Origin of the sequence: Paenibacillus radicis (ex Xue et al. 2023) (assembly GCF_024722015.1) — a bacterium.
In the GTDB taxonomy this organism is placed as follows: domain Bacteria; phylum Bacillota; class Bacilli; order Paenibacillales; family NBRC-103111; genus Paenibacillus_S.
This window is the reverse complement of sequence record NZ_JANQBD010000015.1, coordinates 1-22720: the sequence shown is the minus strand read 5'-3', so window position 1 is coordinate 22720 and position 22720 is coordinate 1. Positions and strand designations below refer to the sequence as shown.

Sequence of the window (22720 nt, the reverse complement as noted above, 5' to 3'; positions counted from 1 at the left end):
CTTGGTATTGGATAGTTATATTGATTTTCCAACATTTTTTTTCTGTTCCAGGTCTTATTTTAGTGCTTGTTTTTCTTGCATGTCTTGTATGGTTAATGGTGTCCTCTTCCAAAAACAAAGCATAAGTAAGAGTTGTTCGGCTAGGTGAGGTCGGCTCGATGGCCTTCAGCCTCCAATTTGCTTCTAATGTCTTCCATCCCAGTTCCATAATCCTTGCTGTCCCTTGGCTGGCACTGGATCATATATCATTTTTATATCTGCAAGCTCCCACGCATACCTTCCACGATCATACCAACCAAAGGAGTAATCGTTTCCGGTCACGGCTCTTTTACAAGATCCACTTTCAACTATTGCAGAATTTCCTTGCGTATTTCCTACCATCCAACAATCATTCAATTTACATGTAGCCAATATCATCCCTGTTGGGAGATTGTCCGCCGTATAACCATGCTTCGCAAGCACACTATGGAACGGCTCTTCCTTGCAAACTTCTTTATTCACCTTCTTGCCTGCATGGATGGCGATAAGCCCCCGGTGCTTCGTGGGCCAACTGCGTGTTTCAAATTTCTTCTCTCCAAGAGAAATAAGCGTGGCCCAAGGTTGAATGATCGTTATGGCTTTCATTCGGTTGTTCCTCCATCCCAATTCCATAATCCTTGCTGACCTCTGGCTAAAGTAGGGAAGGGAAGTATTCGTACATTAGTTAATCCCCACGCAAAGCGACCGTCATCATACCATCCAAAATTAAATTCGTTTGAATCTTTTCCCACCCATACAGCAGGCACGTTACCACTTATCAAAACTGCGTCTCCTGTATGATCGATGTGTACTTCGTACCATTCCGATAAATTAGCAACCGCCACAACCACCCCAGTCGACAGGTTGTCCGCAGTGTAACCGTGCTTTTCCAAGATTGTTTTAAAAGGTTCTTGTCGGCATATCTCCTTATCTACTTTCTTGCCTGCATGGATCGCCAGCGGACCACGGTATTTAGTCGCCCAACTGCGCGTCTCAAATCGCTTCTCTCCCAGAGCTATAAGTGTTGCCCACGGTTGATGTATGGTTAGAGCCTTCATTAGGTTGTTCCTCCATCCTTGTCTACAATTGAGGTATACGAGTACGACAAGTGGAGCATGACCCTATACGTGCTTCTGCAATTGACGCAATAAATTTCGCCTTCAGCTTCATCTATCCATCCATCCCTTCCAAATGTTTCTCCGTCTACATAATCCTTTGTTTTACCACAATTAGGGCAAACCGGATCGTCCTGGCCTTCAACATCAAATCCAATGCCGTTACATCCCCAGCAAACCTCACCATCTTGGATCTTCTCTCCATCACATATTCCACAAAGATAAACTTTTTCTGTTTGGCTCAACCTCGTTCCCCTCCATTCATGGCTATATCCTTTATTGGGACAGGCTGGTTTATTCTCTTTTCAGTAGTTCGGGGTTGTCGAATCGATTTCCAACGATTCGCATATTTTCAACACCGTAATTATCTAAACTCCATATCCGGCCATTTTTCTTAATTCCGAACCCTGCTGCTTCGTAATCCCATACAATTTCATAAATTCCATCGCCATGCGTGCAACCGTATTCGCTGTCACAATCGCAAGCTATTGCCATAATGTCGCCTTCAAAAAAGTTCAGTCCGAAATATCCATTAAACTGCCCCACTGTTACCGGATAGACTTTCAGCCAAAATTCTGTACAAAAATATTCGCTGTCCCACTCTACGATATTTCCAACTATTATATCGTTACCGATCAAACTTCCGTGTACCCATTCACCATTGTCGAATCGCTTACCCCTGAATTTCTTCACCGGCTGCATATCCTTTATATCTGTGCTCATACTAAGCCTCCTCTACCCTTATTTCGAACGCATGTTTCACGCATAAAAATTGATGAGGCGGCAGATTATCGCCATGATATTCTATTGCTGGTTGTCCGCATGCACACCATAAACCCGAAAGATTGTCTCGCAATTGCATCGTTTTCTGATTAGGCGAGAACTGTAATGTGATTGGACCATGTCCCATTTCCGGTATATTCATTCCTTATATCCCCCTATGTAGAGTGTTGTTAGGTTTAAAAACCTGATACGGTCTCAGCTGCGCTGATTAAGAAGAAACGAAGAAGTGAAAGTACTATTTAAATTTAGTACTATCAATAACATCCCAAATTTGATAATTTAAGTTTAAGATTTTCTCAAGAAAGTATGTGATGGGATATGTTTAGTGGAGAAGAATCATGGATATTTAACTCTCTATTATCATTTTTTCTAATTGGAATAGGAATCATTTTAGTAATCGCATTAGTTTCTTATTTAATCTGGGACACGATTAAAAATTATAAGAATAGAGATGACGGGTAACAGTTCTCACTTTTAATGATGGATGTGATCCAATGTTTAATCGCGAAGATGAATGGATCGAGGTGATTGTTTCATATCTTCTTATCAAATTAGGAATTCTTTTAGCAATCGGTATGGTACTTGCCCTAGTATCATTTTTCACCTGGGGAACAATTAAAAAAATACGAGAGAAAAGAAACCAAGGATTAAAACCTATACAGCTGCTGTTATATTCATTTGTATCTTTTTTCATGGATGTAATTAAATGCTTGGTAGTCAAGAGGCTTGGGTTGAAGAAATTTATTATTAGATTTTTGGTTATAGGAATTGTAATTATTGTTATTATCTTTTTGTTTAATTTATAGAAATTCTAGATATCAAATAGGCAGCAGTATAAGGGCTTCCCTTATAGATGGCTAATCATTAAAGTGTCCGTACCCTAACGGCTTCTCAACAGCCAATGCCGCACCGACAACATCCTGCATAAGCTTGGCGAAGATAACCATTTCCTTATCATCCATACCATCTAACAGACGCATTTCCTTGGCTATCAGTGTTCTGCCCGCAGCAGCGGATAATAGGTCTACTATAGGCTCTATGCGTTTTACACGTTGCTGTTTGTCTTGCTCAGCTGCATTCGCTGCGGTCTGCTTAAGATAGTGTTCCTCCCAATCTTGTTCATCAAAATAGAAGTTAGCTCCATATTTACGTTCCCATTCAGACATCCAATACTGCAGTTCTTCCTCATTCGTTTGGATCCTGTCATGGCAAACCCAATTTAATCGCATACCATTTGTTTTTACGCCCCGCCCACTCCGTCCACGAGGCCTTACATGATGTGTTGTTTCAGCTGGAAGTCGTCCGCAGCACTGGCACAAACCGTTAGATTCTGCAATTAATTCTTCAATTACATTCCTTGGAAAATCCGCTCGATCTGCTCTACTTGGACTTGAGTTGTGATGAGAGAGGATACTTTTCTTCCATTCAGGAACTTCTTTCTTAGATTTTGTACCTGATCTCCATTGCTTCTTTTCTTTGACTACCTTCTCAGGTTTCCAAAATGTTTGATGTGCCATATCCTCTCTCGCCTCCTCTTACCCTGATTAATAACACGACCTATACATACTTTTCAGATTGCTTACTCTGGGACTTCTTCATTTGATAACCGTTTTGTATTCTTAGTTAATTCTAGTTTAATCACTATTAACTGCGGAGTTACTACGGAATTTAAAGGTGTCAATGTACCCCGCCTGTGTTATATCCCACTGTTGCTCCACCAATGCCGCCGAACAGGACTGCATACGTTTTGTATTCGCAATTGTCGATAATATTAAATGCTGCTCCCATAACTCAATCTCCCATAAATGCCGGGACTACAGCGACATTATTATCTATATCCATAGTTACTTGATTAGGATCAGCTGCAATTCCGTGTTCAGCTAATTCTTGTTCAGTAGCCTTGCGGATAATGTATTTTTCTTGACCCAATGTAAAAATCAAACCTTTTGTTCTTAGATCTCTCAGTTCTTGCCTCATATATCTTCAGTCCTTTCGTACTCAATAATCACTTCCATATGTGGATTTTTTCTATCCACTTCCCCGAGTACAGCCTTTAAATCAACATGTTTGAAGGTATCATTTGCGATAATTCCGATTTTTCGCAAACCATCCAAGGTCCATTTTCCATTATAGTTATCTGGATCCCGACCTCTGTTATCTATGAAATGATAGATCAGTCTGACCTTACATTTCTGAATAGCCTGATTGGGGATAATCTTTTGAAGCTTTGCTTCCCATCCGACTAACGATTCCCATTCATCTTTGGCCTTCTGACGTTTGAAACGATACATTCTTTCAATTACATTAAGGGATGGGGGAATGCTATTGATTTTTAATACGATCCTTTCCAAGGATTACCACCCTCTCCTTTATGAAATTCTGTATGGAAGCAACAATTGTGTCTCATTATGGTTATTTAATCCACTAATGACGAACGGGTCCAACGGACTTTTAAGTTTAATGATGACTTCATTCTCATCTATTGCCTTTAAAGCATCCTGCATGTATTTTACATTTACTGCTAAAGTAAATTTTTCTCCATCAATAGTTATGCACTCAACAAAATCGACAACCTTTTTTGATCCTTCAGGCTTAGAATTTATTTCCAATTCATCTCCAATCACTAAATTGGCTCTCTTCACTTTTCCATCTTCCTGCTCTGCAATAATTCCAACAAGTTCGAAAGCTTTCAATAATTCGTTCCTATTGACCTTTATAGTAGTGTTGAATTTATTAGGAATCATTTTTTGTATGTCTGGATATACCCCTTCTAAAAGTCTTGAATATAGGGTAAATTCCTTTGATTTTGCCACAAACCATTCCATTGAAAGAGACAATTCAATATTTGTATCAACATCTAAGATTTTCATTAATTTATCTAAGTTCTCGATTGATGCAGATACTTCCCTTTCGCATTCAACTTCCGCTAACACCTGAGCCATGCGGTGACGGTTCGTAGCAGTTAAATTAATTTGGTTAGGAGAAAATTGAAAATGAATTCCGTTTAAAATTCTATAGTCATCCTTGTTATATACCGCAAAAAATGTCTTAGCTATCATCGTTTTTAATAAAATGCTACTCACAGAAATCGTTCCATTCGGAACTTCAGGAGCTATCGGAAACTCTTCTGGATCAACACCTGAAAGTTCAAAACATGATCTCCCACTTTGAATTGATACTTGAAATCCCTTGGCCTTAACCGTTACGTCACTGCCAATTTTTTTTATGATATCCATGATTAATTTTCCGGTCACAGCTAATTTGCCAGCGGACACAAACTCAAAATATTCAGGCTCTACATGAGCTTGTATAAATAAATTTCCATCCCCAGCTAGAAGAGTTAAACCCGATTCATTAACTTCAAACATGATATTTGTCAGTATAGGAATAGGGGGCTTATTGGGAACGGCTTTTAGCACTTCTTCTAATGGTTTTAATAGATGTTTCTTGTCGATAGAAAACTCCACATTAATTCCTCCCGGAGCGCTTTGCTCTACGTGTTTGGTTATGAATTCTCAGATAATCTTCATCTTCTTTTTCAACAACAGCTGCAGCTAAATTTTTTACTTTAATTTGGATATACGGTAAGTAAAGCGCTTGTGATATGCCGCAGGCAGACATTTCATTACACATCTTTCGAGACAATGCATCCAGTTGTTCTAGCCGTTCCCTGAGCAGCCATTCAAAACTTTGGTATATGTTCTCCATTTCTGTTTGTTTGCTCATGGCTCTATCACCTTTTTAAGAAGATGGTGTATTTCCGTAGAGTATGGACCTAAATGGTCTTTCTTGACCTTTTCGAAATATTGCTCCGTTTCCCAACCGCTGCTTTCTCCAAGGATTAGTACCAATTTCAATCCTTCCACCGAAGGTTTGAGCATGGTGCCTGCGCTTCTAGTTGTCCATAAAAGGCGCTGAAGCTTCATGCCGACCTGTTGTTTATCGTCCAAAGTGGAAACGAGCCTTAAAAGCTTATTCCAGTGGTTAGTGTCTTGTTTTATTTCTGGTCTTGGGTCAGAGAAAAGATATTCAAGACTCATCTATAGTCCTCCATAGCCATCAATACATCCTGATGCATTTGACTATATTCCCATTCAATCTCATCTTTTATTTCTTGGCATATGGCATCGTAGTCAATATCATTTGATTCCATTCTCAATCACCACCAAGTCGCATAAATCGATGATCGAACACTTTTATTGGGTCCATACCTTCTTCAATTTCTTTTTTTGTTAACCTGAACCAAACAAGCATATCTTTTTGTGCATCCGTTGGATGTTTGCAACGTTCGATCATCCGACCAGCAAAGCTACGGTCCATGCTCATAAGTTCTGCCGGTGACCATTCAGTGCTATAAGCAGTTGGTAAGTCAAATTGATTCCGATGATTAATAATGTCCCAAGATGCATCGGCTTCCCAATCCGCAATATCTCGCTGGCCATTCTTATCTTTTTTCTTTGTCTTGAACAGATCGTCCCAAAGCAAAATTCCTCGAATTTCTCTTAACCGCTTGTATAATCCATTGTCATCGAAGCTATTGTTTTTAATTTTGTTGAATTCTTCTCTATGTTGGAAATAAAGGACTGGTACCTTCCTTGCAAGAAGCGCATTTCCCACGGCAAAGATCAGTGTTGTCTTTCCGCTTCCAGGCTCCCCGCAAAGAATCAATCCATTCCCCCTTGTCCGTTCTTTCTGACGAATCCTTGAGAAATAATCATTGGCGGCAATGCTTACATACTCCAGACTCTTTCGACGAGCTACTTCAAAGAGGTAATGTTTTCCTTGTGTAAGATAATCCGAAAAGGTGACCCTTTGGAACTCTTCTGCAATACCACTGCTTTGTAACCGCCTTCTTGCTTTCTTCCATTCTTCGCATTCGCAGATTACTTCAACCCATTGCTGTTGCTTGATTTCTGTGTATCCAGTGATAACATTGCATGGACCATAAACAGGTCGCATTTCAACAACTTGTTCCCCTGTCTCAGAATCAATGATTGGTATTAATTTAGATTGAGGAGTGTCTTTGCATATCTCGCACTCATACGGTTTACTGACCGATCCCAAAGCTGTCGAAGTGTTCCTCTGTGATCCTTCTGCTGCCCGTCTGGCTCGTTCCTTTGCCCCTTCCAGCCATTTGAGGAAGATCGGTTCCTGAAGGGTTTCCTCCATGCTTAGAAAGTCCGGCTCCGGCTTGTTGATATTCGTTGAGGACATTTGGCATTATCCCTCGCTTTCGTTCATCTTGTGTCCGCCGAATAATACCGCGGGTATAATCCTCCTTCTTCCCGGCCTTGTGTTTTTCTCGATGTAACCAGAGGGAGGCTAGAACTAAATCCTTATCAAACCTTTCCCAATAATCCATTTCCTTTTCAATAATCCCTTCTGCCAGTTTTCCGCTTGACCTTGTATGCTTAAGCATTTGAAAGTACTCAAATATCTGTTCAAGCTCTTCGATGTCATACCGACACTCCGGAGACTTTGACCAAAAATCAGGATAGATCGAGTCATATAAAGACCATAATTTATTTATATTTATTTCTTTTTTATTTAAGGGCTCGGAAACCCTTGCCGCTCTAAGGATTGAAGGCCATCGCATTAGGGATTTTCCCCACCAAGAGTAGGGAATTTCCCTAGTATCGTTAGGGATTTCCCCTAGCGCCATTGCCGATGATTGCCGAAGACTTCCAACAGTTGCCGAAGATTTTCCTTGATAGGTAATTTCCCTATCTGAGTTGGTGTTTTCCCTAGTTTCATCATCTTTATTAGGTGTTTCACCTATTGCGCTAGGATTTTCTCCTAATAAATATCCTTTTTTTGAGTTTGCATTTTCCCTAAAAGAGTGGGGATTATCCCTAGTAGACTTGGTGTTTTCCCTAGTCTTTTTTGTCGCAAGCGCGTTCAGATCCCAGGATTCATAATCCTTATTGAACCTGTAGTAATCCCAATGCCTACGTATTACCTTAGCTTCGACAAGTGCATTAATCGTCTTGCACACATCAGATATATGCAGTTTTGTTTTATTAGAAAGTTCCTTTGGCTTTATTGGGCGGCGCGTTATCTTATACTTTCTCCCGTGCCTCCTATCCAACCAAGACCACGACTCATCTATTATGGCGAACACGATCTGAAACTGCGTTTTCGTGAGCTTACCGGTCATGAAAACTTGCCGGATCAATTCATTCGCAATTGAGGTGGTACCGTGCTCAGGTTGTACATTTGCCACTCACCTCACCCCACTGGAACATATACATACCGCCTATCTTGCCACTCAATTACACGGGGTACATCCATATGCGACTCTATCACCCGAACCTCAGACGCTGGCTTTTTAATTGATATGACTTCTAACGTCCTAGCGGATGAAGGGACACGCCGAACAAGACCATCATTCTCAAGCCTCCCTATGTACCCCGAAACGGTCGCTGATGATCTCAAGCCTACTGCATCACCGATTTCCCGAATGGTCGGTGAATAGCCTCTCTCTTTGTTGTGACTGGTTATAAAGTCCAATATTGCCTGCTGCCTACTCATATTCCTGGTACCTTGTAAAACGCTTCTTTTTCCTCTTCTGTGTGCCTGTGAATGACTAGTAATCGATCAGATAGAACTTTACTAACAAGCCACATTGAGGAATCTATTTGGTTTTTATGCATTATTTCTTTTTGTTTTACTGTAAGCCGTTTTCCATTCTTCATTTGATAGTCCTCCAAATCTATTAAAGTAGTTTGGGCTGTATAACAGCAGTCCGGCGTTTCTGTATATCGATGTAGTCAGGATTAATATCAATCAGTGTACATTTTCGATTGTTCTCCAATGCCACTTTCCTTGCTGTACCGATGCCACCGAATGGGTCCAACACGTGACCACCTACGGGACAACCTGCTAAGATACAAGGTTCGATTAGCTTCTCTGGGAACGCAGCAAAGTGTGCCTCTTTCGTTTGAGCTGTGGCTACTTTCCAAACAGAACGCTTATTTCTTGTTGAACCTTCCCATGGAATAGTGCCCCCAAGGTGAGATTCAGGTCTGCCACGTTCATCACCATATTTTCGCTTCGTGTTGCCACTACGTTTTCTGGATTGTTCAGGACCAAAAGCCCCCTTTGAACCACCGACAGCCTTCATTGAACCGTTCGTTTTACCTTCACCATTGGCACGAGTCGATCCAGCTTGTTGCTCGAGATCCTGAGATAACCTAGCAATACTTGATTCAGTCAGAGGCTCCTTTATCGCTTCGGAATCGTAATAATACCGACTGTTCTTGCTCAACAGAAACATGTACTCATGCGCCTTTGTCGGCCGATCAGTCACACTCTCTGGCATGCAGTTAGGTTTGCTCCAGATGTTATCCATTCTGAGATACCATCCATCTGCCTGCAGTGCGAATGCTACACGCCAAGGAATTCCTATTAAGTCCTTTGGTTTCAAATATTTTGCTTTGTGTTCCTTAGGAATGATAGTTCCGGCAAACTGCCCACGATGCTGTTTGTGCATTCCACCCGGGTTCCCTGCACCATCGGCATTCCGTCCCTTCATGCTGCCTTCATACGTATCACCGAAGTTCAGCCAGAGCGTTCCGTCATCTCGCAATACCCGCCATACTTCGCGGAATACGAGAACAATGTGGCCAACAAACATTTCGACAGTTGGCTCCAGTCCGAGGCATCCAGTCCAATCCGGAACGGTAATCGGCGGCAGCCCTGCCATCTGCGTATAAGCAACTGAAGGCCATTCGCTCGGCGGAACACCATAATCACGAACCCATAAATAAGGGGGGCTAGTAACACAGCAGTTAAAGAACTCCGCTGGCAGGTTTTGCATTACTAACCTACAATCACCGTGAAGCATTGGACTGCCCTCTAATGTTTGATAATCCACTTTCTATCACCCCCTTAATACGTGTTACCTAACTCCATTAGCTGGATTCTGATATTCAGCCAACAATACTTTTAGACTGTATTTCAACGAATTAATAACCTCTCCGTTTGATTCGAATGCATGTGACCAACGGACTTTATCAGCTTCTAGATCCGCTTCTTGCATCCGTAAATCAGTAACCGCCAGCTCTGCATGTTGAGCCTTGTCCTTTGTCGCAGCGAGATACGCCTCTGCATAATGCCTCTTCCGTTGTGCATAGGTTCGCTTGTATTCCCTTACGGCCTCTGCAGCTTTTCTTCCCAAAAGAACTTGAACTTCCGTTAAGATTTCAATCTTTTTAGCCAATGTAACCGGATAATCATGGCTGCACTGGTCCGCTAGTCTATACAGTTGCCCGATTGAGTATTGTTCTTGCAGAGCCATATGCAGCCACCTTTCTATTCACTTAAATCAAAATATCTTAGTATCTCTCATGACCAATTCTGGGTCGTAGCAAGAAAAATGCCCCAGAGTTGTGCCTTTAATCGCCTTTTTCAAATCCGAAACAGGTACTTTTCCGCGTACATAGTTTTTATCTTGACCTTCAACAATAATATAAGCTCCGTCCAGGTATGCTCTCATGCCGTGCGTTTTATCAACAGCTTCGATGAATTTTTTAACGCTAACCGCCTTCCTTGTTGCAACTAATATGCCATATTTCACAAAACCAACGCTTATATTAGGAATCACAGAATAACACTCTCCTTCATTTCATTGATAAACCGGCTAGGCTCGGTCGATTCGACCTTTCCCCAATTATTTGCTGTTCTAGTTGAAGAAACATTCAATTTAAACTTTGCCCTAGTTACGGCCACAAATCCAAGCCGCCGCTCTTCCTCCATATTCTTAGTGTTCCGATTCGGAAACGTCCCTTCATTCATTCCGATCAGGAACACCTCTGGGAATTCCAAACCCTTACTGCCGTGAATCGTCATGAGTTTTACCGCATCCCGGTCCTCCATCAGCTTTTCTTGGATATCGCGAATCTTGACCCATTTTAAGAATGCAGTGGGGCTATGATCCTCCCCCGCCTTCTGCTGCCGTTCGGTCCAGTACAAGATATAAGTAATGACTCGTTCGATATCTGCTATCCTATTTGCCAAGGATCTCTCTGCATAAAATTCCTTCAATTTAAGCTGTTGAACAAGCCTAACGAACGCATCGGAAGCAAAGTAAGTATCCCTTACACCTTCAGCCAATTGATTAAGATTGCTTGCAAACTGGAATACTTTGTTTTCAAAAGAACGAATCATTGCTTTCCATAATGGAATTGATTCATCGATCGCAATTTGTTCGGCCTGCTGGAGTTGAATATCTGTAAAGGTACGTTCTGGAAAATGGATGATTCTCTTGAAGTTTGTTTCATCTTTCGGATTGAAAATCCAATCCAGATATGAAAGTAATGATTTAACGTCCTGCTGTTTGAGTGGATCATCCGAACCACTTATGATCACACAGGGAATGCCTGCGCTCTTTAACGATCTGTATACATGATCAATTTGCGCATTCGTTCTGGCTAATACAGCAAAATCAGAGTAATGTTTGCCAGCGGGCTTATCTGCAATTGCTTTGACTATGGCGTTTGCTTCAGCATCAGCATCCTGATATGTTGAGAATTTAACAGGATCTCCATCTCGGTCTGAGAATAGGTTCTTTCGCGTTTGATTGACGTTATATCTTATTAGGTTGTTGGCAGCTTCGATGATTTGCCTTGTTGAGCGATAATTCGTTTCAAGTTTAATGATTTCGGTGCCCGGAAACTCCAAAGGAAACTCCAAAATATTCTCCACTCTAGCTCCATTGAAGGTGTAGATGGTTTGAAAATCATCACCAATACCGAATAAGTTAGTTGGATCAAGTAGTTTGATTGACTGCAACTGCTCGTTGTTCGTATCCTGGAATTCGTCCACGAAAACATATTTCCAGACCTTTCGATAGTATTGTGCAACATCAGGATGCTTTGTGAACAACTCATTGACCTTCAGGATGAGGAAGTCCAGATCAACCGCATTAAAGCGCTTAAGCTGCCATTGATACTCGTTCCAAACGGCTTGTTCCTGAGTGTTTTTCTTGAAGTTCCATTTCATATCTTTCATTCTGCCGTGTGTCGTATGATATACAGCACTCGATATGATTGATTTAATAACCTCTTCCCGGTCCTCTTGGCTATAGATGGTGAACTGTTTGTCCAACCCTAGCCGATGGCCCCATTCTTGCAATATACGAACGGCGAGAGCGTGGAACGTGCAACATATCAATTTCTTTGCCTCAGTACCGATCAGAGGAATCAGGCGTTCTTTCATTTCCTTAGCGGCTGCTCGGGTAAATGTAATGGCTATAATAGAAGAAGTACTTACTCGACAGTTTAGATTTAGATGAGCCAGACGATGGGTTAGAGTGCGGGTTTTACCCGTCCCTGCCCCGGCTAACATAAGGATTCGCTGTGATTCCGACATTACGGCCTGAGCTTGTTCGGCATTTAGTCCCTCAGTTAGATTCATTTAACCAATCACTCTCGGTATTTGGAGTCAGATCCCAGAAGGTCCAGCCTTCTATTTCCATAGGATCAACTACACCTGCAATAATGATGTTATCCAACTTGTGAGATAAGGCAGCAAGGCCATTAAGAACATTCAGGAAATTATTTTTATCAAGATTCTGGATTTCATCTAAAGCCAGTACTTTGAGTGGAGGATCTGCTCGTTCTAATAAGGTGACTAGGAATGCAGAAAGGAACATCAGTTTCTCGCCTTTGGACAGAACATTGAAGTTAATTCGACGTTCGCCCTTGATCCAGCCAAAACGGAATACTTCCTTGCCCGTTTCCGATTCGGTTGAGAAGTAAGCAGGATAGTTTATGCCCATAAGCTGTAGGTTCTCATTCACTGCAGCTTCTATAGGTCCAAGAATGCTCTTAACAAGCTCCCCTTGTATTCCTTTGGCCCCCAATGCTTCTGATATTTTCTTGCAGCCTGTAAAGTAGTACTGGGCTTTGCTTGCACTGAGAATTGCTGCTTGCTTATTGGAAAGGGTGACCTTGGCTTTTTCTTTTTCTTTTTCTTCCAGTACTCTTTCAGCTTCCGATATTTGGTTAGTCAAAGCCTCTAATTGAGGCTCCAATAAATCCAATGGCGCGAACGTTGGCATCTTTTCACCGACAAGTCGATTCAATTCTTCTTGCAACGAAGCTTGCTTGTTTACTTTGTCTTGACGCTCTTGTAGCGCTATTTGCTCTGTTTTTCTAATGGTTTCAATATCGCTGCGTAAACGCTCATTTAATTTAGATTCATCAGTAAACGTCTGATACAGCAAGCGTTTTTTAGTCTCTAAATCATCCGATTGAGAATATAGCGACCGTCCTTCTTCTAATAAAGCTTTTCGATCTTCGTTCAATGCGTGAATCTTGATTTTAATCTTAGCTCCGTTATCTATTGCAAAATGAATGAATCCCGAAAAATCCTTGTCACAGCCAATGTTTTCGCTCAAAACACACATGCCAATGCCTTTTTCTTGAATATTTTTAGTAACAGTATCGTATGTGCGAAGTTCGCTTTCCAGTTTGTTGATTTCTTGATTTATTTTGTTAGAAGCATCTTCGTTTTCGCTTTTCAGAAAGTGAAAGGCATTGATCTGTTTTTGAATTTCTTCCGATTCAACCGCAATATCCGTTTGTTTAATGCGTTCCTTAATGGTATTAACCTGTGCTTCATAATCCGTTTCATCCGGAACACGGAGTAATGAAATCAATTGTTCGATTCCAATCTTCAGTTCGTTTATACGTTCCTGCTTGTTGTCCCATTGCCGCTTTATCTCACAACCGGCTGTTATCTGTCCGTGAACATCGGTATGATCAACCCGTAGCTTCTGCAGTTCTTTTTTCTTGGCAACGATATCCCGATCCGTTTCCTCAAGCTGATTTTTCATTTCATTCAGTTCGCGGACCGCACCGGTTGCATCGCTTTTCTTTTTGTTCCAATCCTTCTGTTGGCTTTCAACCCAAGCAATCACCGCCTGCAGTCCGGACGTTAGATCGTAATCCGAAGGCCACATTTCCATGCAATCAGCTATCAATTCTTGAGTTGCCTCATATATTTCAGGAGTATTTGCTTTCAACACTTCGGTAAGAATCGTTTTATTCAAATGCTCAGAAACCCTCGCCTTATTCCAAGAATCGTTTGTTATTGGGGATAAAGAATACATGTGATCTCTTTTTTTGGCATCTGATAATTCCGTAAATAGAGCGAAGTCAAACACCATGGGGAAGCTGCCGATTTCACTGGCTATCCGGGCTTCCAGTTGGGCAACGGTCTTTTCACCCTTGTTTGGCGATACTGTAAGTGATTCGCTGTACTTGATATCGTTTTTACCATCGCTATTGAGCTTCGATGTCCTTTTAATGACACGATCAAATGAGAATTTCTCAGTTTGAAGCCCCGCGGACATTTCATCTCCGCTGCTTAATTCAAATGTTTCTTGTATTTTCTTGCCTTCACCAGGTACATATCCAAGCATTGAAAAACCAATCGCCTGCTGTATGGTCGATTTACCAGATCCATTAGGACCGATAAATATATCTTTGCCGGTGAGTTGCTGAGTAAAGGATTTATCTTTAATATTTTTGATTCGAATCGATTTGATCATTAGAACCTCATCCCTCCATCGGACAACAATTTAAAATCTTCAGTATCGCGCTCTTTGGATATGTCTCCAATTGTTTCAGATACGTCCGCACCTGAGACAGTTCCTGTTTCGGTGTACTCGCGGATCATAGCTACTATATCCTTCTCTTCAAAGTCGGATTTGTAAGCTGCTACAAGGACTTTAGCGAAGCCATTCAAAGCTCTTGTTTTGGGTGGAGGCATACACGGTTGGCGCTGCAAGGATGTTTTAAGGGCCATCGTCCATGCCTTCTTGTCGCCGTATCGCTTATTATTGATGAAGTTTTGGACTGCAGCTACAACTTCGGGATAGGTTCTATCTCCATAGATACCCATATCTCCATCGAAGAGTATGTACATGCCGGACTTCAACTCATCCTTGCTGAGAGTCCCAGCCATGTAGTAGCGTCCAGCATCCTTATTTTTTTCGATTGCCCTTGACAGTTCTTCTGCAAAGGCTATTTTTGCATCCAACAGAATAGTGACTGATATTATAGAAGGCATTCCAGAAGAGTTCTTTCCAATTGTGATATGACGCGCCCAAAACCTATGTGCAGTTCCGGTTGCTTGATCAAATTCGACGTAAGGGTTGCTAACAGTTTTACCGTCTGGAAGCAGCAGGGAATCAGGTGAGATACATTGGACTCCAGCCACTTTATTGCAAGCTTTGTACCCATCAGTGGTAATAAGCCATTCCCCGGTTTCTTCTATTTGATAAATATGGTTGTCTATGCTGTTAAGTTGAACAACTCCAGCAACTTGCTCTACATTGATGAATAACTGTCCACCCTGAGTGTTAGCCGGTATCCAGTTATGTGGATCTTGTATTTCAACAACCTCACTCATTCCCATTTCCTCCGAAATCGTTTATAATTGGAGGCAAGCATCTCTTTAGTCGGTAGATACTTGGCCTAAAAACTTACGTAAAACTTTCGAGAAATCAGCTTTTGCAGAGCTGGTTTTTCTCTTTTTCAAGGAAGCTTTTTCCTTGAATCGATTTCTTTGATCAGGCGAGAGATACGTTCCTTCAACTTTAATGCTCATGCTTTACTCCGCAATTGAGACATGCACTGTTCGTATTTATATCGAGCAAACCGTTTTACTGCTCCCTCATTGGCAGCCTCCTCGAATTGGAGCCAATTTAACGCCTTACGGATGATCGCCTTTTTATTCATTCTTTTGCCCTCCCTTCTCTTACTGGAGCATTCTGAACATGTTGGGTATTCGCCCAGCCTAAGAGTGATGCCACATTCAATGCATTCATGTTGTTCTAGCGGTTCCAGTATTCCGGCAGTAAATCTGCCCCTACTATTGGTAATGCCATCATTCGTGATAATCACAGCATTCACTCCTTGTCCGCAGGCAACTTGCTTGAATATTTATTCTTGATATTCCTAGCATAATAAGACCCAACCGATTCGGATTCCATCATGGCTTCAAACTCACCAACCGGTACACCTTGATAGATATAAATCGTTTCCTTACCTTTGAATTGGATGTGAAGGATATTCTGGATATTGTCATAGCCCACGGCAGCGATGTTACTTGAAATAACAGGAGTAAGTTCCATTAGATATAATCCTCCGGTCTAAAGCTTTGAACAAATTCAATGGATTCTTGATAATCAATGCGCCGAACATGAGAATACTTTGCAACCTCGAAACGATCTTTAAGCTTACTCCAGATCATCCGACGATGACGACCAACAACGGCATTGAATTTTTCGTCAGAATCTTTGAAACGATCCTTTGTCAATTCAACGGACTTGGCGTGAACAGCCGCTCTAACCATAAAGGCTTCGTGATCATTCAGGACAACACTATCCCTCACTTCCTGAACCATGATCTGGACTTCCTCGACCTTTTCATTCACATCGTCACGCATTTGTCTGATTCCTTCGAATAGTGAACGGAGAACAGCGCCTTGTTGTTCCGACATTTGCAATTGCTTCTCAATCATCGGGAGGTAATCCGGTGTTGCCGGTTCATTCATTAATGACATATCCTCTAAACCACCTTCCTGCCGTTAATGGCTGGTTTTAATTGATCGATGAAGGATTGGAGCATATCCAAACTTTCCGCCAAACGTTTTTTTTCACTGCTACTCGCTTCCGCTACCGCTCCAAGCATAAATGAGGTGATCCCGACTTTTTGAAGGAACTGCTTAACGTGAATGCTGACCTGAATTGTGTTGTTATCTGCTTCAAACCGCAGCTTCTTCATTTGAACAGCCGCCATCTGTTCGTCAAAGTCATCAGGTTGCCGGAGTTTCAATGCCTCTAACTCCTCATTAACCCGTTGATAACCTGATTTTAATTGCTCGATCTTAACCCTTTCTTGTTGGAGTGCTTCATCCATATTGTCTTTGAAGAGTTTTTCTTGCTGCTTCAACCTCGCTTCGGCTTCTTTTTCCTTCTTTCGTATGAATACCGCCGTTTCCTCTTGATTCCGTTCAACTGCAACGGCAACAGCTTCTTCAACTTGATCAGCTGGGACGGCATTTTTGTATTGGCGCTGTAACGCTAGTAGATCATGTTCAGCTTGCTCAGCACGTTCTACCGCTTCCAGTTTTTCTGCTTCGAGGCGTTCTTTTGTTTCAATAAAAGCTTTATGAGTGCTTATTAAGCCAGCATCCAGCTGTTGAATAATTTCAGGAGTTGCATTATCGGCAATAAATTTTGCTTTGTCATATTGTTTGCCACTTCCGAACCCTGCCTGATCAGCAACAATATCCCGAACTTGTCCAGTTACAAGGTCTGGTAAATTTTCCTTACCTTGCCCCATTCGTTCCTTAGCCTTAAGCTTTTCGACTTGTTCCAATCGCTTGGCCCATTCAACACGTTCGCTAAAGGAAAATTCTTTTCGGTGCTCATTTTCTGAAATTTCAAGTCGCAGCTGATGTTCATAGTCACTAATTTCCATAACTCTTACAGGTACTTCTTGTTGGTTAAGGAACTGATGTGCTCTCAATCTGCGTTCTCCAGCAATCAGCTGGTTATCTGGAGTAATCACAATTGGATTTATAAGGCCATTTTCTCTGATGTCCGCCGCCAATTCTTCTATATTGCCGAAGTCCTTGCGTATACGGTCATTGACTTTGATTTTTTTTATATCGATTAACAATTCTTTTGCTCCTTTCTAAAGGTTATTTTTCCTATCTTGTCGAATATTGGAATTTGTTCAGAATCACCAAATACGTGCAAATAGGAGGTGTTGTATATGTTATTGGATGAAAAGCAGATTGCGAAGGAACTAACTATCGCGATTTTAGAAAAACTCAATTTCTCATTTTTTAAGGATGATGATTCAAGCTATCATGGAGAAGAACTTTATCAAAAGGCAGGGCAAGAAGTATCTAATCTGTATAAAATGATGTGTCAAGCAGTTAGTGAGGGAAAAGGAACAGATTAATCAATATACTTTTCTGAAGCTTTAATAAATTCTGATCCTGCTGCAATTATCTCCGGTAAATCACTTAAAGTTGTTTTACCGGAGGAAAGTTCACATTTTTTCTGAATTAATTCGCAAAGAGAAACAATTGTCTTATTAATTACTATTGCTGTATTCCCCATTTATTTATCTCAGTTCCTTTCTAAGCGATTGGTCAGGACTAACCCCAAATCTTTTCCTCATTAAACTTAGACCCATCACCGAATCTTGGAGGGGTTTTATCATTGTTGATATCGAGAGTAATTCGATCAGCCATCGTTCCAGCGGTGGCTCCTCTCTTTTGTTCATTCAAATTCTCCTCGAATTGATTAGCGAGTTCCAATATTTCTCTGACAATTGATTCATTGATTTTTTTCATCTCCTTTCTTATTAGTTCAGTTTTCAAAGAATTGAATCATTATTCCCAGGCACTACAATTTGCCTTTTCCTGTTCGCGATTCCACGCATCCAATGATGCGGTACTGAATAATATTCGGGGCCTCCTTGACCCTTGTTCACCAGCACGGCGGTGCGGAATCAGTTTTTGTTGGCACATTTTATAAAGTACCTTTTCAGAAATCCGTGTGTACTCTGCCGCCTCATCAATGTATAGCGTACGCTCCGGCTGAACCGTCATCTCAGCCCGAAGTTCCTCCAGTAATTCTTTTCTGAGTTCAGCTTTCATAGCATTGAAAGCCTCGATAAACATTTTTTCATGAAGCATGTATAACCTCCAGACGATTTGATAATATTATTATCATTGGGCACAAAAAAATATCTATGAATTAAAAAAAGCGATTGACGATAAAAATATTATCGCATATACTAACTAATAGATAATATTTTTATCAATACGAGCGTGTTTAAACAACCTGATCTTTACCAAAATAATCAGGAAATAACTTTTCTAAAGGCTCATTAAAATATTCAGCTAATTTGAACATTAAATCCCTGCCAGGTGTAAATGTTCCGTTTTCGATCATCCTAAGATAAACTGTTGAAATTTTAATCTCTACAGCTACTTTTTTCTGAGTGCCTTTTGTCTTTCTGCAAAGCGAGAAGTATTCTCTTTTTTTCGACATTCAGTTCATCACCTCCCCCTGTGTAGTTCTCATTATATTTGATAATATTATTATCGTCAACATATTTTGATAATTTTTTTATCTTTTTTTTTGAAGGAGCTTATTTTTTATGAAAATCGGTAAAGTTTTAACTGAGTTAAGGAGCAAGAAAAATTTAACCCAAGATCAAATGGCAGATGCACTGGGTGTCAAAAGACCGCGCTATAATGCCTGGGAAAATGACATTTCCAAGCCTGATCTGCAAATGATCGATAAGATAGCTGAGTATCACAAAATTACAGTAGATTATATACTTGGCCGTGAATCAAATCTTGGCACCCCAGTACCGACTTGGGCAACCTCAAGAGATAAAAGAGACTTCAAGCAATTACTTGAAGAGGATCCGGAAATCATGTTTGATGGGGTTCCCTTGGATCAAGAAGACAGAGAGAAGGTATTAAAAGTTATGGAAGCAATATTCTGGGATGCAAAAAAGAAAAACAAAAGAAAGCCAATCCAAGAGTAACTGCGAGGGATTCCGGTGGACAATTTAATAATAAGGTTAGTTAGAAAACATCAAACTAATTGTCCTTTTAGCTTGGCTTGCAATCTTAATATAACTGTGATGTATGCAGATCTAGGGAAAATTACAAGGGGCTTTTTTCATAGGAGATTACGAAGAAATTACATTGTCTTACATGAGGCCCTACTTTATAACGAACAACGTTTTACATGTGCTCATGAGCTCGGTCATTACTTCTATGACAGAGGAACCTCATACTTCATGATAGAACAAAATACCTTACAACTGCCAGGTAAATTCGAACGTCGAGCAAATCAATTCGCTGTACGTTTACTTTGTGCCGGAAGTGAGATTTATCCGGATGAAACTATTAGCGATATCTGTTTCAAAAACGGAATACCCGAGGAGATGCATACCTTTTATTGAAATATACTTCCTTCGCCCTCCTTCTAACCTACGGCAATATCCATAGCCGCGAGGTCATTTTACATACCCATTTAACCGAACGTACATTCTTGTTCAAGGAGTGATTTAATTGGCAAGTATTGAACCGCGTGGAAAAAACACTTGGCGATTGACTGTTGAAGTAGGATATGGTCCAAACCAAAAACGTCTTCGGGAAAGGGATACAGTTGAAGTAACCGATCCAAAGATTCTCAAATCACCAAAGAAGTTACAAGATTATTTAGACGAGGAATTGCTTAAGTTTAAAATTAAGGTAGAAGCCGGCAATTACATATCACCCGAAAAGATGAGATTCTCTGATTTCGTTGAAGAATGGCGACAGAAATATGCATCTGATCCTAACAACCTCTCCCCTTCCACTTTAAATACTTATGAGGACCATATTAGGAGCCGCCTAATACCCATGTTCGGCCACATGAGAATCGATCAGATATCAGCGATGCACATTGTTACTTTTCTGAAAGAGTTAGAGAAGCCAGGGTCACGTCTAGACGGTAGAAACGATCCCCTTGATTCCGGAACAATTGGGTATATCTATCGAGTGCTAAAAAACATCCTAACTCGTGCTGTTGAATGGAAGCTTATCAGTAAAAACCCGATGGAAAAAATAAAGAAGCCAGCTCCTAAAGATGCAAAAAAGAAGATGCTCGAACAACGTGCCAATCCACAGTACTACGATGAAAAAGAAGCTCAACTAGTAGTAGACGCTTTATATAAAGAGTCAAGAAAATGGCGCCTATTAATTTTGGGATCTATGATCGGCGGTTGCCGCCGCGGCGAATTACTCGGATTAGAGCTTATTAATGTTAACTTCGAAGATTACACAATAACTGTGGAGAACAACATACCCCTTTCTAAAAAAGGTGTTGCTATTGAAAAAGGACCAAAGTCACTCGCCTCATATCGAGTCATAGATATGCCAGAATGGTATATGGAAGAACTTGAAGCTTATTTCCGAGAGTGGGACCTTGAACGCAAACATTTAGGTAGTAAGTGGCTTGGAGGAAAACGTGAATATTTATTTCATAACGGCACTGGTAAACCCTACTACTATCAGCATCCATCCAAGTGGTGGTTACGGTTTTGCAAACGTCACGAACTACGCTATATTAAGTTCCATGGGCTACGCCACAGTTCAGGCACTTTACTTTTAGAGGATGAAGACGAAGCGTATTTCGATTCAATCTTAATTGCAATCCAAAGAAGACTAGGACATTCTAGATTATCCACGACATCTGATACTTATGTACACGTGACCAAAAAAGTGAAGAAGCGCACGGCTGGAAAATTCGATAAATTCGCACGATAATCCGGGGACGAACTGGGGACGGAATGGGGACGGAATGTATTCTAAAGAGGGTCAAATAAGGGTGAATGAGAACAAATACGAACAGAATAAACCCTTGTTTTATAAGGCTTTAATGAGTTCAGGGTAATACATGGAATGTACGGATTGACTTTGACAGGGTAGGGGTCAGTGGTTCGAGCCCACTACAGGTCATAACCAAAAGAGTTCGAGAATCCTTGATTCTACGGGCTTTTTTTATTTTTAGACACACTCCACCACATCAAAATAGCGCCCTCTCAGTTAAATTGGCATCATTTTGGCATCATTTCCTCTCTAGTTTTATTTAATGCTTGTTAATGAATCGAATTTGAAAAAAAGTGGCATCACATTTATGCTGCCAATAATTACGCGTTATGATAAAACATATTTCCAAACTTACTCGCTGTTTCTTTTTGCATATTAGGCAAGACATGACTATACCTGTCCATCATTCAACTATCTTTATGCCCGACTCTCTCTGCAACCTTCTTTGGATGAACATCCATTCCAAGTAACATCGTGCAATGAGTATGTCTCAAATCATGAAATCTTATTTTCTTAACTTTTGATTTTTCAAGAGTTGAATAGAAAGTACGCAATAGGTTTCTTGGAGTAAGTGGCGTACCTACACCCGTACAAATTACTAGTCCTTTATCTGTATATTCGCCTTCCTTCCCTGCCATTTTCTCTTTCTTGCAACGTAATTGTAATCTTTTTAGTTCTTCTAATGTTGATACGTCTAAAGCGACAGACCTCACACCTGCTTTAGTTTTCGCTCCATCGATAAGTTCTTTGCCATCATGACTTAATATTTGTGTTATGGCTACATTACTTCGATTGAAATCAACATCTTCCCATTTAAGTCCTAAAATTTCTCCTTGTCTCATACCTGTTGTTATTGCAAGTAGAAAAACCATATATAATAACCACGTTTTCTTGCTTCATTTAGAAACATGTGAGATTCATCCAAATCCCAAACTTCAACTTTCTTTCTCCTTACTTTAGGTCTATCAACTAATTGAGCAACATTACGATTAATCACTTTCCATTTAATTGCCAATTGAAGCGAACTGTTTATTAAAGTGTGTACTTTTTGAATGTTTTCATCTGATAATATCTTATTATCACTCAACTTGTAATACAATCTTACTAACATTTCTGGTTCGAGTTCAGTTATTTTATTACTTCCCAGATCTGGAATTACATGATCCTTAATAAGCCAAGAATTAGATCTAGAATAAAAAGTGGACACCTCATAAGAGAATGCAGATAATTAAATTACAAAGAGGAAGAGGTGTCCGGTGTGGGTGAGATGAGACAGAGGTTCAGTGATGAGTTTAAAGAAAAGACAGTAAAGTACATTCAAGAACAGACAAAGAGCGTTCCGCAGATTGCAGAAGAGTTAAACATCCCAGCAGGAACGTTAC

The 22720-nt window shown here is 40.7% G+C and carries 34 protein-coding genes; 5 read left to right on the top strand and 29 right to left on the bottom strand.

The window, feature by feature from the left end; genetic code table 11:
• Positions 1–183 precede the first annotated feature (183 nt).
• The 24 genes from NV381_RS19985 to NV381_RS19875 form a co-directional block, all read right to left on the bottom strand.
• Entirely contained in the window at positions 184–624 is a 441-nt protein-coding gene (locus tag NV381_RS19985) for an ASCH domain-containing protein (protein WP_258215045.1), read from the bottom strand.
• On the bottom strand, positions 621–1076 hold the full coding sequence (locus tag NV381_RS19980; protein ID WP_258215044.1) for an ASCH domain-containing protein: 456 nt from the start codon (positions 1074–1076) through the stop codon (positions 621–623). The genes NV381_RS19985 and NV381_RS19980 overlap by 4 nt, the downstream gene beginning before the upstream one ends.
• Positions 1076–1378, bottom strand: a complete 303-nt coding sequence (locus NV381_RS19975) for a hypothetical protein (protein ID WP_258215043.1) — start codon at positions 1376–1378, stop codon at positions 1076–1078. The genes NV381_RS19980 and NV381_RS19975 overlap by 1 nt, the downstream gene beginning before the upstream one ends.
• A gap of 49 nt (positions 1379–1427) precedes the next feature.
• A complete protein-coding gene (locus tag NV381_RS19970; protein WP_258215042.1) occupies positions 1428–1856 on the bottom strand; it encodes a YopX family protein in 429 nt (142 codons plus the stop codon).
• Between the two features lie 917 nt (positions 1857–2773).
• Entirely contained in the window at positions 2774–3433 is a 660-nt protein-coding gene (locus tag NV381_RS19965; protein ID WP_258215041.1) for an HNH endonuclease, read from the bottom strand.
• A gap of 274 nt (positions 3434–3707) precedes the next feature.
• Positions 3708–3893, bottom strand: a complete 186-nt coding sequence (locus NV381_RS19960; RefSeq protein ID WP_258215040.1) for a hypothetical protein — start codon at positions 3891–3893, stop codon at positions 3708–3710.
• Positions 3890–4267, bottom strand: a complete 378-nt coding sequence (locus NV381_RS19955; RefSeq protein ID WP_258215039.1) for a hypothetical protein — start codon at positions 4265–4267, stop codon at positions 3890–3892. Before NV381_RS19955 ends, NV381_RS19960 begins: the two co-directional genes overlap by 4 nt.
• Positions 4268–4285: 18 nt before the next feature.
• Positions 4286–5383 (bottom strand): DNA polymerase III subunit beta, encoded by a 1098-nt coding sequence (dnaN, locus tag NV381_RS19950; protein WP_258215038.1) that lies wholly within the window; start codon positions 5381–5383, stop codon positions 4286–4288.
• Position 5384: 1 nt separating this feature from the next.
• Positions 5385–5642 carry a hypothetical protein gene (locus NV381_RS19945; RefSeq protein ID WP_258215037.1) on the bottom strand — a complete coding sequence of 86 codons (258 nt, stop codon included), beginning with the start codon at positions 5640–5642 and terminating at the stop codon, positions 5385–5387.
• Positions 5639–5956 (bottom strand): hypothetical protein, encoded by a 318-nt coding sequence (locus tag NV381_RS19940; protein WP_258215036.1) that lies wholly within the window; start codon positions 5954–5956, stop codon positions 5639–5641. The genes NV381_RS19945 and NV381_RS19940 overlap by 4 nt, the downstream gene beginning before the upstream one ends.
• 115 nt (positions 5957–6071) lie before the next feature.
• Positions 6072–6875 (bottom strand): hypothetical protein, encoded by an 804-nt coding sequence (locus NV381_RS19935; RefSeq protein WP_258215035.1) that lies wholly within the window; start codon positions 6873–6875, stop codon positions 6072–6074.
• Between the two features lie 88 nt (positions 6876–6963).
• A complete protein-coding gene (locus tag NV381_RS19930) occupies positions 6964–8139 on the bottom strand; it encodes a replication protein (protein ID WP_258215034.1) in 1176 nt (391 codons plus the stop codon).
• A gap of 5 nt (positions 8140–8144) precedes the next feature.
• Complete coding sequence (locus NV381_RS38495; RefSeq protein ID WP_419182284.1) at positions 8145–8447, bottom strand: hypothetical protein; 303 nt, start codon at positions 8445–8447, stop codon at positions 8145–8147.
• Complete coding sequence (locus tag NV381_RS19925) at positions 8444–8611, bottom strand: DUF6906 family protein (protein WP_258215033.1); 168 nt, start codon at positions 8609–8611, stop codon at positions 8444–8446. The genes NV381_RS38495 and NV381_RS19925 overlap by 4 nt, the downstream gene beginning before the upstream one ends.
• Positions 8612–8631: 20 nt before the next feature.
• On the bottom strand, positions 8632–9762 hold the full coding sequence (locus tag NV381_RS19920; RefSeq protein WP_419182286.1) for a DNA-methyltransferase: 1131 nt from the start codon (positions 9760–9762) through the stop codon (positions 8632–8634).
• Positions 9763–9816: 54 nt separating this feature from the next.
• A complete protein-coding gene (locus NV381_RS19915) occupies positions 9817–10215 on the bottom strand; it encodes a hypothetical protein (protein WP_258215032.1) in 399 nt (132 codons plus the stop codon).
• Between the two features lie 27 nt (positions 10216–10242).
• Entirely contained in the window at positions 10243–10521 is a 279-nt protein-coding gene (locus NV381_RS19910; RefSeq protein ID WP_258215031.1) for a hypothetical protein, read from the bottom strand.
• On the bottom strand, positions 10518–12332 hold the full coding sequence (locus NV381_RS19905; RefSeq protein ID WP_258215030.1) for an ATP-dependent helicase: 1815 nt from the start codon (positions 12330–12332) through the stop codon (positions 10518–10520). The genes NV381_RS19910 and NV381_RS19905 overlap by 4 nt, the downstream gene beginning before the upstream one ends.
• Complete coding sequence (locus tag NV381_RS19900; protein WP_258215029.1) at positions 12319–14472, bottom strand: hypothetical protein; 2154 nt, start codon at positions 14470–14472, stop codon at positions 12319–12321. The genes NV381_RS19905 and NV381_RS19900 overlap by 14 nt, the downstream gene beginning before the upstream one ends.
• Positions 14472–15335 carry a hypothetical protein gene (locus NV381_RS19895; protein ID WP_258215028.1) on the bottom strand — a complete coding sequence of 288 codons (864 nt, stop codon included), beginning with the start codon at positions 15333–15335 and terminating at the stop codon, positions 14472–14474. The genes NV381_RS19900 and NV381_RS19895 overlap by 1 nt, the downstream gene beginning before the upstream one ends.
• Before the next feature lie 194 nt (positions 15336–15529).
• Positions 15530–15664 carry a hypothetical protein gene (locus NV381_RS19890; RefSeq protein ID WP_258215027.1) on the bottom strand — a complete coding sequence of 45 codons (135 nt, stop codon included), beginning with the start codon at positions 15662–15664 and terminating at the stop codon, positions 15530–15532.
• Positions 15665–15834: 170 nt separating this feature from the next.
• Complete coding sequence (locus NV381_RS19885; RefSeq protein ID WP_258215026.1) at positions 15835–16059, bottom strand: KTSC domain-containing protein; 225 nt, start codon at positions 16057–16059, stop codon at positions 15835–15837.
• A complete protein-coding gene (locus NV381_RS19880; protein ID WP_258215025.1) occupies positions 16059–16490 on the bottom strand; it encodes an ORF6C domain-containing protein in 432 nt (143 codons plus the stop codon). The genes NV381_RS19885 and NV381_RS19880 overlap by 1 nt, the downstream gene beginning before the upstream one ends.
• 5 nt (positions 16491–16495) lie before the next feature.
• A complete protein-coding gene (locus NV381_RS19875) occupies positions 16496–17611 on the bottom strand; it encodes a ParB N-terminal domain-containing protein (RefSeq protein ID WP_258215024.1) in 1116 nt (371 codons plus the stop codon).
• A 96-nt stretch (positions 17612–17707) separates the two neighbouring features.
• On the opposite strand from NV381_RS19875, the gene NV381_RS19870 reads away from it, so the two are divergent.
• Positions 17708–17899: a hypothetical protein gene (locus NV381_RS19870; RefSeq protein ID WP_258215023.1), complete on the top strand. Its 192-nt coding sequence runs from the start codon at positions 17708–17710 to the stop codon at positions 17897–17899.
• Here the strand turns inward: NV381_RS19870 and NV381_RS19865 are convergent.
• The 4 genes from NV381_RS19865 to NV381_RS19850 all read right to left on the bottom strand — a co-directional run bounded on the left by NV381_RS19865 (position 17896) and on the right by NV381_RS19850 (position 18999).
• Positions 17896–18060 (bottom strand): hypothetical protein, encoded by a 165-nt coding sequence (locus NV381_RS19865; protein ID WP_258215022.1) that lies wholly within the window; start codon positions 18058–18060, stop codon positions 17896–17898. The genes NV381_RS19870 and NV381_RS19865 overlap by 4 nt on opposite strands.
• A gap of 38 nt (positions 18061–18098) precedes the next feature.
• On the bottom strand, positions 18099–18296 hold the full coding sequence (locus NV381_RS19860; protein ID WP_258215021.1) for a hypothetical protein: 198 nt from the start codon (positions 18294–18296) through the stop codon (positions 18099–18101).
• A gap of 39 nt (positions 18297–18335) precedes the next feature.
• Complete coding sequence (locus NV381_RS19855; RefSeq protein ID WP_258215020.1) at positions 18336–18641, bottom strand: helix-turn-helix domain-containing protein; 306 nt, start codon at positions 18639–18641, stop codon at positions 18336–18338.
• A gap of 139 nt (positions 18642–18780) precedes the next feature.
• Complete coding sequence (locus NV381_RS19850) at positions 18781–18999, bottom strand: helix-turn-helix transcriptional regulator (RefSeq protein ID WP_258215019.1); 219 nt, start codon at positions 18997–18999, stop codon at positions 18781–18783.
• Between the two features lie 109 nt (positions 19000–19108).
• On the opposite strand from NV381_RS19850, the gene NV381_RS19845 reads away from it, so the two are divergent.
• From NV381_RS19845 to NV381_RS19835, 3 genes are all read left to right on the top strand, one after another.
• Complete coding sequence (locus tag NV381_RS19845) at positions 19109–19504, top strand: helix-turn-helix domain-containing protein (RefSeq protein WP_258215018.1); 396 nt, start codon at positions 19109–19111, stop codon at positions 19502–19504.
• A 15-nt stretch (positions 19505–19519) separates the two neighbouring features.
• Positions 19520–19927 (top strand): ImmA/IrrE family metallo-endopeptidase, encoded by a 408-nt coding sequence (locus tag NV381_RS19840; protein ID WP_308862056.1) that lies wholly within the window; start codon positions 19520–19522, stop codon positions 19925–19927.
• Between the two features lie 109 nt (positions 19928–20036).
• Complete coding sequence (locus NV381_RS19835; protein ID WP_258215017.1) at positions 20037–21275, top strand: tyrosine-type recombinase/integrase; 1239 nt, start codon at positions 20037–20039, stop codon at positions 21273–21275.
• A gap of 470 nt (positions 21276–21745) precedes the next feature.
• Here NV381_RS19835 and NV381_RS19830 read toward each other — a convergent pair whose 3' ends face one another.
• On the bottom strand, positions 21746–22210 hold the full coding sequence (locus tag NV381_RS19830; protein WP_258215016.1) for a site-specific integrase: 465 nt from the start codon (positions 22208–22210) through the stop codon (positions 21746–21748).
• A gap of 395 nt (positions 22211–22605) precedes the next feature.
• On the opposite strand from NV381_RS19830, the gene NV381_RS19825 reads away from it, so the two are divergent.
• Positions 22606–22720: transposase (locus NV381_RS19825; RefSeq protein ID WP_258212789.1), on the top strand; the 115-nt coding region annotated here is incomplete at its 3' end.